The following is a 16,947-nucleotide window of genomic DNA, read 5'->3' as shown; positions in this document are numbered from 1 at the left end:
AATGCCATGACCGCCGCGGACCAAGCCTATACCGTCACCCCGCTCTGCCCGCACCTGGGCGCCGAGATCGCCGGCCTGGACGTGCGCCGCATCGGCGCCGACGTGAGCCTGGACGCCATCCAGGCCCTGCTGCACGAGCACCAGCTGCTGTGCTTTCGCGACCAGAAACTGGAAGCGGCCGACGTGATGGCCTTCACGAACAGCTTCGGCCTGCCCGACCCGCACGTGCTGGACCAATACACCTTGCCCGGCTTCCGCGACATCCTGGTGCTGTCGAACATCGTGCGCGACGGCAAGCCGCTGGGCAGCACGCAGGAAGGCTTCGGCTGGCACACCGACCTCACCTACCTGCCGCTGCCGGCCGCCTACACCATCCTGTACGGCCTGGTGGTGCCGCCGGAAGGCGCCGACACGCTGTTCGCCAGCATGTACAAGGCCTACGACGCGCTCGACGATGCCGAGCGCGCGCGCCTGCGGCCGCTGATGGGCAACTACAGCTATGCCAAGCTGTACGCCCGGCGCGACAACGCGCCGCCGCTGACCGCCGAGCAGCGCGCCCGCACGCCCGACGTGCGGCATCCGCTGGTGCGCATCCATCCGCACACCGGCCGCGAAGGCATGTACCTCAACCTGGACGACTGCACCGGCGTCGAGGGCATGCCGGCGCAGGAAGGCCTGGCGCTGATCAAGCGGCTGTTCGACTTCACGGTCGAGAACTTCGCCTACACCCACAAGTGGCGCGCCAACGACCTGTTGATCTGGGACAACCGCGGCACCCTGCATACCGCCACGCCGTACGACAAGGAACGCCACCAGCGCCTGGTCTACCGCACCTCGATCCAGGGCGAGGCGCCGATCGCGCCGGCGGCCGAACCGGCGCTGGCCGGGTAGGCCCCGCCTGCGCGTGCCGATGCGCCGCCGCCTCGCCTGCCGATCCGCGGTCGCTCCGCGGCCCGGACCACGGGTGCTCGCGTGCTGATCCGCGACGCCGCGACGATCTGGACCGGCATGCCGGCCACGCCACGCCTGGACGGTGCCTCGCTGCGCATCGAACACGGCGCGATCGCCGCCATCGGCCGCCTCGAACCGCTGCCCGGCGAGCAGGTGCTCGACGCGCGCGGCTGCGTGGTCGCGCCGGGCTGGGTCAACACGCACCACCATTTCTTCCAGTCGCTGCTGAAGGCGGTGCCGGCCGGCCTGCACGTGCCGCTGGCGCAATGGTCGCCGGCTGTGGCGGCGCCTTTTCGCGGCCGCTTCGACGCCGAGACCTTCCGCACCGCGGTCCAGCTGGCGCTGTGCGAGCTGGTGCGGGGCGGCTGCACCACGGCGGCCGACCACCAGTTCCTGGCCTACCCCGGCATCGGCTTCGACGCCGCCGCCATCCTGTTCGAGGAAGCCGAACGCTTCGGCGTGCGCCTGGTGCTGTGCCGCGGCGGCATGACGGTGGCGCCGGCGCCCGGCGCGCTGCCGCCCTGGCTACGGCCGGAAAGCCTGGACGATTTCGTGCGCGACGTGGAGGCGCTGGCCGCGCGTTTCCACGATCCCGCGCCGCACGCGCGCCGCCGCGTTGCCGTGGCGCCCACCACGCTGCAGCGCGTGCGGCGCGACGACCTGGCGCCGCTGGCCGAAGCAGCCCGCGCGCTGGGCCTGCGGCTGCATTCGCATCTGAACGAAACGGCCGGCGACAATGCCTGGTGCCGGGCCCGCCACGGCTGCTCGGCGGTGGAACTGTGCGAGGCCACCGGCTGGCTCGGGCCCGACGTGTGGTTCGCCCACGTGGTCCACGCCACCGGCGGCGAGATCGAACTGCTGGCGCGCACCGGCACCGGCGTGGCGCACTGCCCGGCCAGCAATGCCCGCCTGGGCAGCGGCATCGCGCCGGTGGCCGCGATGCGGCAGGCCGGCGTGCGGCTATCGCTGGCGGTGGACGGCGCCGGCAGCAACGAGTCGGCCGACATGCTGTCGGAGCTGCATTTCGCCTGGCTGCTGCACCAGACGCAGCGGCCGGCCTTCGAGGCGCGCGGGCAGGCGGCGCCCACCGTGGCCGACGCCATCGGCTGGGCCAGCGCCGGCGGCGCCGATGTGCTGGGGCTGGACACCGGCCGGCTGGAGCCCGGCGCGCCGGCCGACCTCGGCGTCTACGCGCTGGACGACCTGGCCCACCTCGGCGCGCACGACCCCGCCTCGGCCCTGGTCGCATCCGCCGGCCGCCCTACGCTGCGGCTGCTGCTGTGCGGCGGAGAGCCGATCGTGGCGGACGGCGTACCGCGCGGCATCGATACGGACCGGCTGCGCGCGCGAGTCGCGGCGGCGGTCCGGCGCATCATGCCGAACATCGCATAAAAACATCGCATAAAGGTTATTGCTGCTTCGCATCGCAACATGCTGCTAACCTAGCGCTTGCACGCCGGTCCCAGGACCGGCGGCCTTTCCTGCCTCGCATCCTCCATGAACTCCGCAGTAGCCCAGCCGCAAACCTCTCCGTCCGCTTCCCCCTCTTCCGGCCCCGGCTTCGTCCGCTCCCTGCTCGCCCTGGGCGCGGGCGGCTTCGGCATCGGCACCGGCGAATTCGTCATCATGGGCCTGCTGCCCGACGCCGCGCAGGACCTGGGCGTGTCCATCCCGGCCGCCGGCCACCTGATCAGCGCCTATGCGCTGGGCGTGGTGGTGGGCGCGCCGGTGCTGGCCGTGCTGAGCGCGCGCATGCCGCGCCGCGCGCTGCTGATGGCGCTGATGCTGTTCTACGCGCTGGGCAACCTCGCCAGCGCCGCGGCGCCCGGCTACCTGCCCATGATCCTGGCGCGGCTGGTGAGCGGCCTGCCGCACGGCACCTACTTCGGCGTGGCGGCGCTGGTGGCCGCGCGCCTGGCGCCGGCCGGGCAGCGCGCGCAGGCGGTCGGCTACGTCATGCTGGGCCTGACCGGGGCCACGCTGGCGGGCGTGCCCATCGCCGCCGGCCTGGGCCAGTGGCTGGGCTGGCGCGCCGCCTTCGTCCTGGTGGGCCTGATCGCGCTGCTGGCGGCGGCGCTGGTGTGGCGCTGGATACCCGACATCCCCGCCGGCGAAGGCGCCAGCCCGTGGCGCGAGCTGGGCGCGCTGCGCCGCAAGCAGGTCTGGCTGACCCTGGGCATCGCCGCCATCGGCTTCGGCGGCATGTTCGCCGTGTTCAGCTACATCAAGCCCACGCTGATGAACCTGGCCGGGCTGCCGGTGGAAGGCGTGCCCTTCGTGCTGGCGCTGTTCGGGATCGGCATGGTGGGCGGCAACCTGGTCGGCTCGCGCCTGGCCGACAAGGCGCTGATGCCCACCATCGGCGCGCTGCTGCTGTGGTCGGGCCTGGTGCTGGGCCTGTTCTGCCTGAGCGCCCGCCACCTGTGGCTGGGCGCCTTCAACGTGCTGCTGATCGGCACCATCGTGGCCATCGGGCCCGCCCTGCAGATCCGCCTGATGGACGTGGCCGGCGACGCCCAGACCCTGGCCGCCGCGCTGAACCACTCCGCCTTCAACCTGGCCAACGCGCTCGGCGCGTGGCTGGGCGGGCTGGCCATCTCGGCCGGCCTGGGCTGGTCTTCCACCGGCGCGGTGGGCCTGGTGCTGGCCGTGGGCGGACTGGCGATATTCGGCGTATCTTATGCGGACATGCGTCGCCACCGGGCGGCTGCCGCCGGCTAGGCGCGGGCCCGCATGCCGGTCCGCAACCCCGCGCAGCCTTCGCAGCACGGCATCTGGCATCCTCCGGGCCCCACCATGCAGCACCTGAAAACGCTCGGCTACTTCGTGGCCGTCGCGCAGAACAAGTCGATCCGCGAAGCGGCCGAACACCTGCACCTCACGTCGTCGGCGCTGAACCGGCACATCCTCGACCTGGAGGAGTCGCTCGGCGCGCCGCTGTTCGAGCGGCACGCGCGCGGCGTGCGGCTGAGCGCCGCCGGCGAGACCTATCTGGCCTATGCCAGGAAGGCGCTGCGCGAGGCCGAGGAAGTGCATTCCCGCATCGACGACCTGCGCGGCCTGCGGCGCGGCTACATCAGCCTGGCCACCGTGGCCGCGATGGCGGGCGACCGCCTGATGGAAGTGGTGGCCGCCTTCCAGCGCAAGTATCCCAAGATCTGCCTGTCGGTATCGGTGATGGGCGCCGAGGAAGTCGTCAAGGCCGTGCTGGGCCACGAGGCCGACCTGGGCATCGCGTTCAACCCTTCGCACGCGCGCGAGTTCTACCAGCATGCGCGGCGCGGCTTTTCCATCCACGCGCTGGTGCATGCCGGCCACCCGCTGGCCGGCCGGCAGGCGGTGTCGATCCTGGACCTGCGCGCCCACCCGCTGGCGATGGCCGACCATAGCTGGGGCGGGCGCCAGCTGCTGGACGAATTCCTGCGCCAGAACGGCGTGCGGCTGGAGCCGCAGCTGGTCACCAATTCGTTCGAGGTGCTGATCGACTTCGTGCGCCGCACGGAAGGCGGCGTGTGCTTCCAGATTCGCCCCGGTTCGGCAGCCGAGCCGATCTTCCACGACCTGGTCGCGATCCCGGTCGCCGAACTGCGCGCCTACGAACGGCGCATGGTGCTGGGCAGCCTGAAGGGCCGCGTGCTGCCGGTCGCCGCGGCGCTGTTCGTGGAAGCCTTGACGCGGGAACTGTTCGACGCCTGACGGCGCCGGGCAGCTCCGCGCGCGGCCTTGCCTACAGCGTGGCCGTCGCCCGCCGTTCCGATTCCAGGTATTCGCGCGACTGCATCTCCAGCAGCCGCGACACCGTGCGGTGGAACTCGTTGGCCAGCGCGCCTTCGGTATACAGCTCTTCGGCCGGGCAGGCGGCCGACATGATCAGCTTGACCTTGTGGTCGTACAGCACGTCGATCAGCCAGGTGAAGCGGCGCGCCTCCGAGGCCTGGCGCGGCCCCATCCGCGGCACGCCAGACAGGATCACGGTCTGGAAGCGGCTGGCCAGCTCCAGGTAGTCGTTCTGCGAGCGCGGCCCGCCGCACAGCGTGGCGAAGTCGAACCACACCACCGAACCGGCCAGCTTGCGCGCCCGCACCTCGCGGTTCTCGATGTGCAGCACCGGCTCCTGCGGCGGCGTCTCGGCCAGGGAATCGAAGGCGCGTTCGAGCGCGGCGTCGGCCTGCGGGCCGAGCGGCGTGTGGAACAGGTCGACCTGTTCCAGGATGCGGCGCCGGTAGTCGTTGCCCGAATCGACGTTGAGCACGTCCATCCGGTCCTGGATCAGCTTGATCGCCGGCAGGATGCGGTCGCGGTGCAGGCCCTCGGGGTAGAGCGTGGAAGGCTCGTAGTTCGACGTCATCACGAACGAGGTGCCGTTGTCGAACAGGCCCAGCAGCAGCCGGTACAGGATCATCGCGTCGGCCACGTCGGAGACGTGGAATTCGTCGAAGCAGATCAGCCGGTAGCGCCGCGCCACCCGGCGCGCCACTTCGTCCAGCGGATCGGCCGTGCCCTTGACCTCGTCCAGCTCGCGGTGCACGCCGCGCATGAACTCGTGGAAATGCAGGCGCGCCTTGCGGCGCACCGGCACGGTGGAATAGAAGGCATCCATCAGGAAGCTCTTGCCGCGCCCCACCCCGCCCCACAGGTAGACGCCGCGCGGCACGCCGGGGCGGTTCAGCAGCCGCTTCAGCGCGTTGGAGCGCAGCTCGGCGAAACGCACCCAGTCATCGTAGTAGCGCTGCAGGCGCTCGATGGCCCGGCGCTGGGCCGGGTCTTCGGTGAACCCGCGCTCGGCCAGCGCGTGTTCATAGTATTCGCGAACGTCCATTGCCACCCGGACAAGCAAATCCGTCAAGTATACGGTCGAGCCGGCGCGGGCGGAAATCGGCGGGCGCGGATCGTCTCAGCCGGGCCGGCGGTAGGCCTCCTCTTCGCCGTGCTCGCGCAACAGCCGCAGCAGCATCTTGCGCATCAGCAGCCCGGGCTTGTCGGATTCCATGTGCTGCTCCGCCCGGCGGCCGACGTCGATGCAGGCATCGGCGTCGGTGGCCTCGAGGATCTCGCGGTCCTCCGCCACGATGGGCGTGTCCCAGGCGATCAGTTCGGCGGCGGAGCAGTCTTCCTCGCGGTCGTTGCGGTAGAGCCACTGCACCACGACGATGTGGCCGTCGTCGATCGGCGTGGCGCAGTTGTAGATGATGTGATGCTTGCCGGTGTCGGCGTACACGCAGCCGAAGCGCCGCACCGACGGCAGGAACCACTTGTTGTACAGGTGGCGGCGGGTGAAGGGCTCGGCGCTGCCGGTCACGCGGTGGCCGGCCGGCGGGTTCTTGATCGGCACCACCACGTAGGCCTCGAAGCCCCAGTCGCCTTCCTTGAGCTCGTAGATTTCCGGCTTGGGCTGCTCGTAGATGCCGAAGTTGGCCCGGTGCACATAGCTGAAGTGGGCCGAGTCGAAGGAGTTCTCCATGAAGCGCAGCGGGCTGGTGTTCCAGGTTTCGTGGAACTGGAAGATGCGCCGGTAGGCCGGGTCGCCGTCTTCCGGAAAATCCGGGATGGGCTGCAGCGGCTCGTCCAGCGCGACCCAGGCGTAGCCGTACCTGGCCTCGCAGCGGAAGGAGCGCACCTTGCACGCCGGAGGCACCGGGCGGCCAGGCAGCTGCGGGATGTCGACACAGGCGCCGGCGCCGTCGTAGGCCCAGCCGTGATAGCCGCATACGATGCGGCCGGCGTCTGCATAGCCCCTGGACAGCCGGGCGGTGCGGTGGCAGCAGCGGTCTTCCAGCGCCACCGGCCGGCCGTCGCCGTCCTTCCACAGCACCAGCGGCTGGCCGAGCAGCGTGAAGGGTTTCGGACCGTCGTCGAGGTCGTGCAACGGGAGGGTGGCGTACCAGAAGCGGCGCAAGACATTCTGTTTGGTGACCAGCATGGGATTCTCCTGTCAAAAAGCCGGGTGACCGGAGCAATGTCCCATCCGGCCGCCGGCCTTCGAGGCCCGCGAAGCGCCGGACTGACCGCTTCTACTCCGCCTGGGATCGAGCAAATCGCATGCCATCCGCCGCGGCGCATATCGCGCACTGGCAAGGTGCATTCCGCGGGCGCCTCCGCCTCGCGCAAGTGCGCGGCGCCCGCGCGCGCACCGGCAGCGCACATAACAGACTGGTACGATAGTCACCGTCCAGCCATGCCGCGCCGGCGGCGCTCCGGCTAAGCTAGGCAGAGGGACACATCAGGAGGCCTGCCATGGCGACTGCCTCATCGCGCGTACTGTGGAAAGGTGCGATCAGCTTCGGCCTGGTCCACATCCCGGTTTCGCTGCACGCGGCCACCCGCGAAAACGACATCGATTTCGACTGGCTGGACCGGCGCAGCATGGACCCGGTCGGCTACAAGCGCATCAACAAACGCACCGGCCGCGAAATCGCCCGCGAAGACATCGTGCGCGGCGTGGCCTACGAAGACGGCCAGTACGTCGTCCTGAGCGACGACGAAATCCGCGCCGCCTACCCGGAATCCACCCAGACCATCGACATCGAGACCTTCGTCTCGGCCGCCGAAGTGCCGTTCATCTACCTGGAACGGCCCTACTACCTGGCGCCGCTGGGCAAGGGCGCCAAGGTGTACGCGCTGCTGCGCGAGGCGCTGCTGAAGACCGGCCGCATCGGCATCGCGCGGGTGGTGATGCAGCACAAGCAGCACCTGGCCGCGCTGGTGGCCGCCGGCCCGGGCCTGGTGCTGAACCTGCTGCGCTGGGCCGACGAGATCCGCAGCTGGGGCGACCTGGACCTGCCGGCCGAAGGTCCGCGCGCCGCCGGCCTGAGCGACCGCGAAATGAAAATGGCCACCCAGCTGATCGAGGAAATGAGCGGCAGCTGGAATCCGGCCGACTACAAGGAAGAGTTCAAGGATAAGATCATGGCGCTGGTCAAGCGCAAGATCGACGCCGACGAAACCCAGTCGGTAACCCGCATCGAACCGCTGGAAGGCGGGCGCGGCGGCGGCGCCGAGGTGGTCGACCTTACCCTGCTGCTGCAGCGCAGCCTGCGCCAGGGCGGCGCCGCGCCGGCCAAGACGGCGGCGCGCACCGCGCGCAGCCCGCGCAAGACGGCCAGCCGCAAACGGGCCTGAGCGCGTCCGGCGCGATCCGCCGCGGCAGGTCTCCGATGAACCCGTTCGCCTGCGGCTTGCCGCCGCCCGACCATGACGCCATCCCGCCCGACGCCTCCTTCCCGTTCCCCGCTGCGCCGCGCCGCCATCGCCGGCCGCAAGGACGCCGTGCGGCTGACCCACGCCGAGCGCGTCATCGATCCCCACAGCGGCATCACCAAGGGCCGGCTGTTCGAATGCTATGCCGCGCTGGCGCCGCTGATGCTGCCGCACTTGCGGCGCCGCCCGGTCGCGCTGCTGCGCGCCCCCGACGGCATCGCCGGCCAGATGTTCTTCCAGAAGCACGCCGACCCGGTCCGCTTTCCCGGCCTGCGGCAGCTGCCCGACCTGGACCCGGGCCACCAACCGCTGCTGCAGATCGACGATGCGCGCGCGCTGCTGGGCGCGGTCCAGATGAACGCCGTCGAATTCCATACCTGGAACGGCATCAGCACCGCCTTCGCGCGCCCCGACCGGATGGTGTTCGACCTGGATCCGGGCGAAGGCGTGCAATGGCCGCAGATCGTCGAGGCCGCGCATCGCCTGCGCGACTTCCTGGCCGAACTGGGCCTGCCGCCCTTCCTGAAGACCAGCGGCGGCAAAGGGCTGCACATCGTGGTGCCGCTGCGCCGCGAAAACGACTGGGACGAGGTCAAGGACTTCTCGCACGCCGTCGTGCAGCACCTGGCGCAGGAACAGCCGGACCGCTTCGCCGCCAAGAGCGGGCCGCGCAACCGCGTGGGCAAGATCTTCATCGACTACCTGCGCAACGGCTTCGGCGCCACCACCGTGGCGGCGTGGTCGGTGCGGGCCCGGCCGGGCCTGCCGATCTCGGTGCCGTTGGCGTGGGAAGAACTGGACGCCCTCGCCGGCTCCGGCCAGTGGCACGTGGGCAATATCGAAACGCGCGCCGACACCGGCAACGCGCCCTGGGACAACTACGACCTGTCCAAGGCCAGCCTGGGCCGCGCGACCCGGGCGCTGCAAAAAGGCTGAACGGGGCCGCGCCGCGGCCGCTGGTACACTCGCCGCTGGCGCCCGCCGGCGCCCCGCGCCGTCCCGTACGCCCCCGGAGGCATGCTTGGCCCTGCCCCAAGACCTTCCCGTCAGCTTCCTGCGCTATTTCGTGCTGATCGCCGAAACGCGCAGCTTCAGCGAAACCGCGCTCAAGGCGCACCGCTCGCAGCCCGCGGTGTCGCTGGCGATCAAGCAGCTCGAGAACCTGCTCGGCCAGTCCTTGTTCGAGCCGGCCGACCGCACCCAGCTCACGCCGTTCGGCCAGGCCTGCCTGCCGCTGGCCAAGCAGTTCCTGGAAGCCCAGGCCCGCACGGTGCAGGCCCTGCAAAAGCTGGCCAGCCCCGAGACCGGCCGCGCCCGGCTGGCCTGCGTGCCCACCGCCGCCACGCATTTCATGCCCGGCGTGCTGGAGCGCTTCTCGCGCACGCACCCGAACGCCTCGGTCACGCAGCTGGACGACACCTCGATCAACATCGAACGGATGGTGCTGGCGCAGGACGTCGACTTCGGCATCTGCGGCCACGTTTCGGACAACGCCGAGCTGGCCTTCGAACCGCTGTTCCAGGACAGCTACGGCCTGGTCTGCTCGGTCGACCATCCGGTGGCGCGGCTGGGCCAGGCCACCTGGGACGAGGCCGCCCAGATGCCGCTGATCGGCTCGGCCGCCAGCGCGCAGCTGGCGCTCGAATACCCCCGGCTGCCGGCGCTGGCCGAGCCGCATTTCCACGTCTCGAACATGACCAGCCTGCTGTCCACGCTGGACCGCGGCGTCGGCGCCGCGATCCTGGCCTTGCAGGCCATACCGCCCTGCTACGCCGGCCGGCTGGCTTTCGTGCCGCTGCAGGCGCCGGTGCTGACCCGCACCATCGGCGTGCTGCGGCTGAAGAAACGCTCGCTGCCGCCGCCCGCCGCCATCCTGCTCGACACGATCCGCTGGTATTTGGAAGAACATCCGATGAGGCATCAAGACGCCGACGCCGGATGAATCCGCGGCCCCTCCAGGGCACTGCGGATCCGGCTCCGCCGGTCCGCCAGTGCCGCCCCTGGGGGACGCGCGAAACGCGCAGGGAGGCCTTCTACTCCGGCTTGATGTCGTGCTTCACGATGACCTGCTTCCATTTCTGCAGGTCGTGCTCGACCATGGCCGACATCTCTGCCGGGCTGGAGGCCTGCAGGTCGATGCCCATCGGCGCCAGGATCTTCTTCAGCTCGGGGCTGGCCACGGCCTTGCGGATGGCCTGGTTCAGCGCGTCGACCGTCTTGGCCGGCACGTTTTTCGACACGAAGATCGCGCTCCAGTTGTTGAGCTCGATGCCCTTGTAGCCCAGCTCCTCGAAGGTCTTGACCTCGGGGAACAGCGGGTTGCGCTTCTGCGCGCCGATGCCGATGGCCTTCAGGCTGCCGCCCTGGACCTGCGGCAGCACGGCAGAGATATCGCCGAAGAAGCCTTCCACGTGCTTGCCGATCACGGCCGCCACCGCCGGCGCCGCGCCCTTCATCGGCACGTGCAGGAACGGCACCCCGGTGGCGTCGGAGAACAGCGCCACGGCCATGTGCGGCATGCTGCCGATGCCCGACGACGCGATGGCGCGGGCGTTTTCGTCGGCCTTGGCGCGCTTGACGAAGGCTTCCGGATCGTTGGCCGGATTGTCCTTGTTCACCACCAGCACTTCGTCCACGTTGGCCACCAGCGAGACCGGCTGCAGCGCGTTCATGTCGTACGACAGCTTGGGGTACAGCACCGGGTTGATCACCACCGCGCCCGAGGTCGTCAGCCACAGGGTTTCGCCGTTCGGTTCGGAATGGATCACGTTCTGCGCCGCGATGGCGCCGTTGCCGCCCGGCCGGTTTTCCACCACCACGGTCTTGCCCAGCACCTTGCCGAGCTGCTCGCCGAAGGCCCGCGCCAGCACGTCGGACGAACCGCCCGGCGGAAAGGCGATGACCAGGCGCACATAGCTGGCCTGGGCATGGCTGGCCTGCATCGGCAGCGCGAACAGGGAAGCGGCCAGCAGCGCCGACGCGCCCCGCAGGAAACGGCGTTTGGTATTCGTGATTTGCATGGGGTCTCCCTATCGTTTTGATCGGAAAATCGAGAACGGGCTAATGCACCCGGTACTTGTCGACGAGGCGCAGGTCGGGATCGCAGCCCAGGCCGGGGCCGGCCGGCACCGCGAGCCGCGCGCCGCGCACCGAAATCGCGGCCGCCACCGGGTTGTCGGTGACGTCGCAGAAGCAGAATTCCAGCGGGATCTCTTCGCCGCAGGCCGCCAGCACCTGGATGGTGGCGATCAGGCCCGGGCCCATGTAGGGCGAATGCGGCGCGAAGGCCACGCCGTGGCGCCGGGCCAGATCGGCCACCCGCAGCAGCTCGGTGATGCCGCCGATCTTGGTCACGCTGGGCTGGGCGAAATCGACCGCGCCGGCCTCGAACATGGCCTGGAAATCGAGGTAGGTGGAGGCGTTCTCGCCGGCGGCGACGGCGACTCTGCCTTCCTTGCGCACGCGGGCCATCTGCCGGTAGTCCTCGGGCGGCCACACCGGCTCTTCCAGCCAGTACAGGTCCAGTTCGCGGGTCTGCTCGCAGATGGCGATGGCCTGCTCGGCGGTCCACGGGCAATTGACGTCCACCGTCAGCTTCACGCCGGGCCCGATGGCCTCGCGCGCGCGGCGGATCTGCTCGACGCCGGTTTCATGCAGCTTGATCATGCCGTAGCCCTCGCCCGCGGCCTTGGCCGAATTGCGCGCCACCACGTCGGGGTCGGTGTATTTCATCAGGCTGGCGTAGGCCGCCACGCTATCGCGCCGGCGCCCGCCCAGCAGCTCGCACAACGGCTTGCCGGCCGCCTTGCCGGCCAGGTCCCACAGCGCGATGTCCAGGCCCGACAGCGCGTACATGACCGGGCCGGTGCGGCCCAGCAGGTGGTACTTGCGGCTCAATTCATCGTGGATCTGCGCGATCGCGGCCTCGTCCTTGCCGCGCACGGCGGGATCGACCAGCGTCTCGATCACGGCCTTGGTGGCGGGCCACACGGCAAAGCCGAAGGCCTCGCCCCAGCCCACCCGGCCGTCTTCCGTTTCTACCCGAACCAGCAGGAATTCCATCATCCGCGGCCGGCCGGCCAGCATGGGCTTGGGGCCGTAGATGTCGAACGGGAGGCTGACGGGTATGGCGCTTACGGAACGGATGGTCATCGGGTCGGTGTCTCGCAATCGGCATGGAGCGGTCCGCCGTAGCGCGGCGGACGGCCCAAATTCGCGCAAGATGGTATACGGCGGCCGGCGCGAAGTGAAATTTCTAGTTCTTATCGACCGATTTACCGGGTTAATCCTGCGCGTCGCGCCATTCCAGGGCCACGCCCCGCTGCAGCGCCGCATAGACCGCTTCGCCCTTATTGCGGACGTGCAGGCGTTGGTACAAAGTGCAGGCGTGGGTCTTCGCGGTGGCGACGGAGATATTGAGCATCCGGCTGATGAGCTTGATGGGGTGCCCGCGCGCCAGCAGCACCAGCACCTCGTACTGGCGCGGCGTCAGGTGCAGCATCTGCGCGCTCTTGGCCATCGCTTCGGCGTCCGCCGCCATGGCGCGGGACACAGCGATTCGCCCCGGCGCAATGGCCGGCTGATGCGCGGGAGGCTGGATCGGCATGCCGGGAAAACACTGGCCGCCCGCCATGACGAGGCGGATCGCGGCCTCGAGAATCTCGATGGATACCGTCTTTTTTATGGCGCCGTAAACCGGCAAACGCTGCACCGACGACGGCAGGGGCGGTGAATCCATCAACAGCAGGATGCGCTTGGGCGTGAGCCGCCGGCAGACGTCGGCGAGCGGTGGATATTCCTCTTCCATGTCCACGGGGATGCCGTAGATCAGGAAATCCACGTCCCCGGTCCCCAGGCCGATCGCATCCATGCAGGAAGAATCCAATTCCAGGGGTTCCCCGGCGCCGTCCAGTTTCTGCAGAATCTGCCGTAACCCCAGCCGCAGCAGGGGTTGAGATTCAATCAGGGCTATTTTCCCCATTACATTCTCCCTCATGGAGCGCCGTGCAATGGTTTATGCCGCCCGTCCAGCTCCAGGGTCGAAGAAGCGGGATAGAAGCCGAATAATCCCTCGCAATGAGTCCTGCCATCGGCACGGCTGACATTGGTAAACAATGACCAACGGCGGCCGAATTTGAAATTAATCGTATCGACAGCCGGCACGTCGAATGTCAGTATGTTTGACGTTGAAATCCTCATTCTCTGGCAGGCCGCGTTTCCCACGGTCCGACTCCAGTCCGGGACGACCTCCCGATTGGATCGAAACCCTTTCGTATTTTTGGCCTGATACGAAAACGACCGCAGAAGGATGGGCGGATAGCCGCGGCGGCGCCCGCTTTGTCAGGGCTACATCCGTCATCAATATGCTTATCATCTTACGTCGCATAAAGTTGATGAAAAACCCTCAAATGTGCACCTATTGATTTCTTGAATCGATCGAATCATGGATCGCGTTATTGCAGCGGAAGTCTTCGTCGCCATCGTGGAATGCGGCAGTCTGGTACGGGCGGCGGATGTCATGAATATGTCGCGGCCGATGGTATCCCGGTATCTGGTTGAAGTAGAGAGCTGGGCCAATGCCCGCCTTCTGCACCGCACGACAAGGAAGTTGGGACTCACACCGGCGGGTGAAACCGCATTGCGGCATTGCCGCCGCATTACTGCGGTGGCAAAAGACATGCGCAAGGTGGCCGACATGGAAACGGATGAACCGCGCGGAGCGCTGCGGATCACATGCCCGCAATCGCTCGGGCAGGAAGTATTGATGCCGGCGGTAACCGAGTATCTGCGGCGATATCCGCATACCACGATCGACCTGAAGCTTTCCAGCGACAAGCTCAACCTCGTCGAGGAACGCATCGATCTGGCGGTCCGCATCGCCTACCAGCTCGATCCGGGCCTGATCGCCCGTCCGCTCGGAACCTGCCGATCGGTGCTTTGCGCATCGCCTAGCTATCTGGGTACCAATGGCCATCCGTGCACGCCGGAGGAACTGGCCCGGCACAATTGCCTGACGCACGTCCACCAGGGCAAAGCCGTATGGACGTTCGAACAGCGCGGCGAGGCGCTCAACGTTCATGTGAGCGGCAATCTGAGCGCCAATGAATCGGCGCCCCTGCAGTCCGCAGCCGTACAGGGCATCGGCATCGCGATACTGCCGCTGTTTTCAGCCGCGCCGGTGATCGAGGCAGGCAGGCTCATCCCCTTGCTTCCGCACTACAAGCCGCAAGACATGGGAATTTACGCCGTCTATACCTCTCGCGAGCACCTGTCGGCCACGCTGCGCACCATGGTCGACTTCCTGACGGAATGGTTCGAACCGCCCTGCCGGCTCGCGCCCAGGGAGCGCAGGAACCGGCCCGGGCGGCGCCACGGCGCGCCCGAGCGCTAGATCAGAAGTTCAGCGCCCGCTTATCCACCGCCAGCGCCGCTTCCTTGACCGCTTCCGACAGCGACGGATGCGCGTGGCAGATACGGCCGATGTCTTCCGAGGCCGCGCGGAATTCCATCGCCACCACGGCCTCGGCGATCATCTCCGAGGCCTGCGGGCCGATGATGTGCACGCCCAGGATCTCGTCGGTCTTGGCATCGGCCAGCACCTTGACGAACCCGGTGGTATCGCCCAGCGCGCGCGCCCGGCCGTTGGCCAGGAACGGGAAGCTGCCGGCCTTGTAGGCGCGGCCTTCGGCCTTCAGCGCCTGCTCGGTCTGCCCCACCCACGCGATCTCGGGCGAGGTGTAGATCACCCACGGAATGGTGTTGAAGTTGACGTGGCCGTGCTGGCCGGCGATGCGCTCGGCCACCGCCACGCCCTCTTCTTCCGCCTTGTGCGCCAGCATCGGCCCGCGCACCACGTCGCCGATGGCCCATACGTTGGGCAGGCCGGTCCGGCATTCGGCGTCGACGGTGACGAAGCCGCGCTCGTCCAGCTTCAGGCCTACGGCCTCGGCGTTCAGGCCCTGGGTGTTGGGCACCCGGCCAATCGACACGATCAGCTTGTCCACCGCCAGCGACTGCGCGGCGCCGGCGGCGTCGGTGTAGTTGACCGTCACGGCCTTGGCCGTGGCCTTGACCTCGCCGATCTTCACGCCCAGCTGGATCTTCAGGCCCTGCTTGGTCAGCACCTTGTGGGCTTCCTTGGCCACCTGCTCGTCGGCCGCGCCCAGGAAGGCGGGCAGCGCTTCGAGGATGGTGACGTCGGCGCCCAGGCGGCGCCAGACGCTGCCCATTTCCAGGCCGATCACGCCGGCGCCGATCACGCCCAGGCGCTTGGGCACCGCACCGATCGCCAGCGCGCCGTCGTTCGACAGCACCTGCTTCTCGTCGAACGGCAGGCCGGGCAGCGCGCGCGGGTTGGAGCCGGTGGCCACGATCACGTGCTTGGCGACCAGTTCTTCCTCGGCCGCGCCGGCCACCTTGATGGCCCAGCCGCCGTCCACCTGGCCGGTGAACGCGGCGGTGCCGTGGAAGAAGGTGACCTTGTTCTTCTTGAACAGGAACAGGATGCCGTCGTTGTTCTGCTTGACGACGGTGTCCTTGCGGGCGATCAGCCTGGCCACGTCGACCGACAGGCCCTTGACCTCGATGCCGTGCTCGGCGAAATGATGGCCGGCCTGCTCGAAGTGTTCCGACGATTGCAGCAGCGCCTTGGACGGGATGCAGCCCACGTTGGTGCAGGTGCCGCCGGGGGCCGGGCCGCCCTTGGCGTTCTTCCAGGCGTCGATGCAGGCCACCGACAGGCCCAGTTGGGCGGCGCGGATGGCGGCGATGTAGCCGCCGGGGCCGGCGCCGATCACGACGACGTCGAATTGCTTTGCCATGGCGCGCTCCTTACAGGTCCAGCAGCAGGCGCTGCGGATCTTCCAGGGCTTCCTTCATGGCGACCAGGCCCAGCACGGCTTCGCGGCCGTCGATGATGCGGTGGTCGTACGACATGGCCAGGTAGTTGATCGGGCGGATCACGATCTGGCCGTCTTCCACCACCGGGCGGTCCTTGGTGGCGTGCACGCCCAGGATGGCCGATTGCGGCGGGTTGATGATGGGGGTCGACAGCATCGAGCCGAACACGCCGCCGTTGGAGATCGAGAAGGTGCCGCCGGTCAGCTCTTCCAGGCTCAGCTTGCCGTCCTTGGCCTTCTGGCCGAATTCGGCGATCTTCTTTTCGATGTCGGCCAGCGTGAGCTGGTCGGCGTTGCGCAGGATCGGCACCACCAGGCCGCGCGGGCTGCCCACGGCGATGCCGATGTCGAAGTAGCCGTGGTAGACGATGTCCTTGCCGTCGACCGAGGCGTTCAGGACCGGGTAGCGCTTGAGCGCGGCCACCGCGGCCTTCACGAAGAACGACATGAAGCCGAGCCGCACGCCGTGTTCCTTCTCGAACTTGTCCTTGTACTTGTTGCGCAGGTCCATCACCGCCTTCATGTTGACCTCGTTGAAGGTGGTCAGGATGGCGTTCTCGGACTGCGACTGCAGCAGGCGCTCGGCCACGCGGGCGCGCAGGCGGCTCATCGGCACGCGCTGCTCGGGGCGGCCGTTGACCAGCGTGGCGGCGTCCGACACCGGCGCCGGCGCGGGCCGGGCGGCGGGCGCGGCGCCGCGGTTTTCGGCGGCGGCCAGCGCATCGCCCTTGGTGATGCGGCCGCCGCGGCCGGAGCCGGCCACCGACTCGGGCGAGATGCCCTGTTCCGACAGCAGCTTGGCGGCGGCGGGCGACGGGATCGAGGTGGCCGGCGCGGCGGCCACCACCGGCGCGGCGGCGACCGGCGCGGCAGCCGGGGCCTGTGCCGCGGCGGCGGCCGG

General features: G+C 68.9%; 15 protein-coding genes. 8 read left to right on the top strand and 7 right to left on the bottom strand.

All coding sequences use genetic code 11. The annotated features are described in order from the left end of the window. Positions 1-6 precede the first annotated feature (6 nt). The 4 genes from ABD927_RS17205 (at position 7) to ABD927_RS17190 (ending at position 4,647) form a co-directional block, all read left to right on the top strand. Positions 7-891, top strand: coding sequence for a TauD/TfdA dioxygenase family protein (locus ABD927_RS17205; protein WP_345251074.1), 885 nt, complete (start codon positions 7-9; stop codon positions 889-891). An 81-nt stretch (positions 892-972) separates the two neighbouring features. Further along, complete coding sequence (locus ABD927_RS17200) at positions 973-2,343, top strand: amidohydrolase family protein (RefSeq protein ID WP_345251073.1); 1,371 nt, start codon at positions 973-975, stop codon at positions 2,341-2,343. A gap of 105 nt (positions 2,344-2,448) precedes the next feature. Beyond that, a complete protein-coding gene (locus ABD927_RS17195; RefSeq protein ID WP_345251072.1) occupies positions 2,449-3,672 on the top strand; it encodes an MFS transporter in 1,224 nt (407 codons plus the stop codon). Between the two features lie 12 nt (positions 3,673-3,684). After that, positions 3,685-4,647 carry a LysR family transcriptional regulator gene (locus ABD927_RS17190; protein WP_345251071.1) on the top strand — a complete coding sequence of 321 codons (963 nt, stop codon included), beginning with the start codon at positions 3,685-3,687 and terminating at the stop codon, positions 4,645-4,647. 31 nt (positions 4,648-4,678) lie between these two features. Here ABD927_RS17190 and zapE read toward each other — a convergent pair whose 3' ends face one another. Both zapE and ABD927_RS17180 read right to left on the bottom strand, forming a co-directional pair. Then, complete coding sequence (gene zapE, locus ABD927_RS17185) at positions 4,679-5,770, bottom strand: cell division protein ZapE (RefSeq protein ID WP_345251070.1); 1,092 nt, start codon at positions 5,768-5,770, stop codon at positions 4,679-4,681. Positions 5,771-5,845: 75 nt separating this feature from the next. Beyond that, entirely contained in the window at positions 5,846-6,871 is a 1,026-nt protein-coding gene (locus ABD927_RS17180) for an aromatic ring-hydroxylating dioxygenase subunit alpha (RefSeq protein ID WP_345251069.1), read from the bottom strand. Positions 6,872-7,185: 314 nt separating this feature from the next. Here ABD927_RS17180 and ku point away from each other — a divergent pair, with 314 nt between their 5' ends. The 3 genes from ku (at position 7,186) to ABD927_RS17165 (ending at position 10,090) form a co-directional block, all read left to right on the top strand. Beyond that, a complete protein-coding gene (gene ku, locus ABD927_RS17175; RefSeq protein ID WP_345251068.1) occupies positions 7,186-8,070 on the top strand; it encodes a non-homologous end joining protein Ku in 885 nt (294 codons plus the stop codon). Positions 8,071-8,142: 72 nt separating this feature from the next. Beyond that, entirely contained in the window at positions 8,143-9,084 is a 942-nt protein-coding gene (ligD, locus tag ABD927_RS17170; protein WP_345251067.1) for a non-homologous end-joining DNA ligase, read from the top strand. Between the two features lie 85 nt (positions 9,085-9,169). Then, positions 9,170-10,090, top strand: coding sequence for a LysR family transcriptional regulator (locus tag ABD927_RS17165; RefSeq protein WP_345251066.1), 921 nt, complete (start codon positions 9,170-9,172; stop codon positions 10,088-10,090). Positions 10,091-10,181: 91 nt separating this feature from the next. On the opposite strand, the gene ABD927_RS17160 is transcribed toward ABD927_RS17165, so the two are convergent. From ABD927_RS17160 to ABD927_RS17150, 3 genes are all read right to left on the bottom strand, one after another. Further along, on the bottom strand, positions 10,182-11,168 hold the full coding sequence (locus ABD927_RS17160) for a Bug family tripartite tricarboxylate transporter substrate binding protein (protein ID WP_345251065.1): 987 nt from the start codon (positions 11,166-11,168) through the stop codon (positions 10,182-10,184). A gap of 40 nt (positions 11,169-11,208) precedes the next feature. Continuing rightward, positions 11,209-12,300 carry a mandelate racemase/muconate lactonizing enzyme family protein gene (locus tag ABD927_RS17155; RefSeq protein ID WP_345251064.1) on the bottom strand — a complete coding sequence of 364 codons (1,092 nt, stop codon included), beginning with the start codon at positions 12,298-12,300 and terminating at the stop codon, positions 11,209-11,211. A gap of 130 nt (positions 12,301-12,430) precedes the next feature. Further along, entirely contained in the window at positions 12,431-13,129 is a 699-nt protein-coding gene (locus ABD927_RS17150) for a response regulator transcription factor (protein ID WP_345251063.1), read from the bottom strand. 462 nt (positions 13,130-13,591) lie between these two features. Between ABD927_RS17150 and ABD927_RS17145 the strand changes: the two genes are divergently transcribed. Beyond that, the gene (locus tag ABD927_RS17145) at positions 13,592-14,539 is read left to right on the top strand and encodes a LysR family transcriptional regulator (protein ID WP_345251062.1); all 948 of its coding nucleotides are present in this window, start codon (positions 13,592-13,594) and stop codon (positions 14,537-14,539) included. 1 nt (position 14,540) lies between these two features. Here ABD927_RS17145 and lpdA read toward each other — a convergent pair whose 3' ends face one another. Further along, positions 14,541-15,968 carry a dihydrolipoyl dehydrogenase gene (gene lpdA / locus ABD927_RS17140; RefSeq protein WP_345251061.1) on the bottom strand — a complete coding sequence of 476 codons (1,428 nt, stop codon included), beginning with the start codon at positions 15,966-15,968 and terminating at the stop codon, positions 14,541-14,543. Positions 15,969-15,978: 10 nt separating this feature from the next. Further along, positions 15,979-16,947 (bottom strand): 2-oxoglutarate dehydrogenase complex dihydrolipoyllysine-residue succinyltransferase (gene odhB / locus ABD927_RS17135; RefSeq protein WP_345251060.1); only part of this gene is annotated, 969 nt, incomplete at its 5' end.

Source organism: Pigmentiphaga soli (genome assembly GCF_039541095.1).
Lineage (GTDB): Bacteria > Pseudomonadota > Gammaproteobacteria > Burkholderiales > Burkholderiaceae_B > Pigmentiphaga > Pigmentiphaga soli.
The sequence above is the reverse complement of the archived record's forward strand: the minus strand, read 5'-3'. Positions and strand labels throughout refer to the sequence as shown.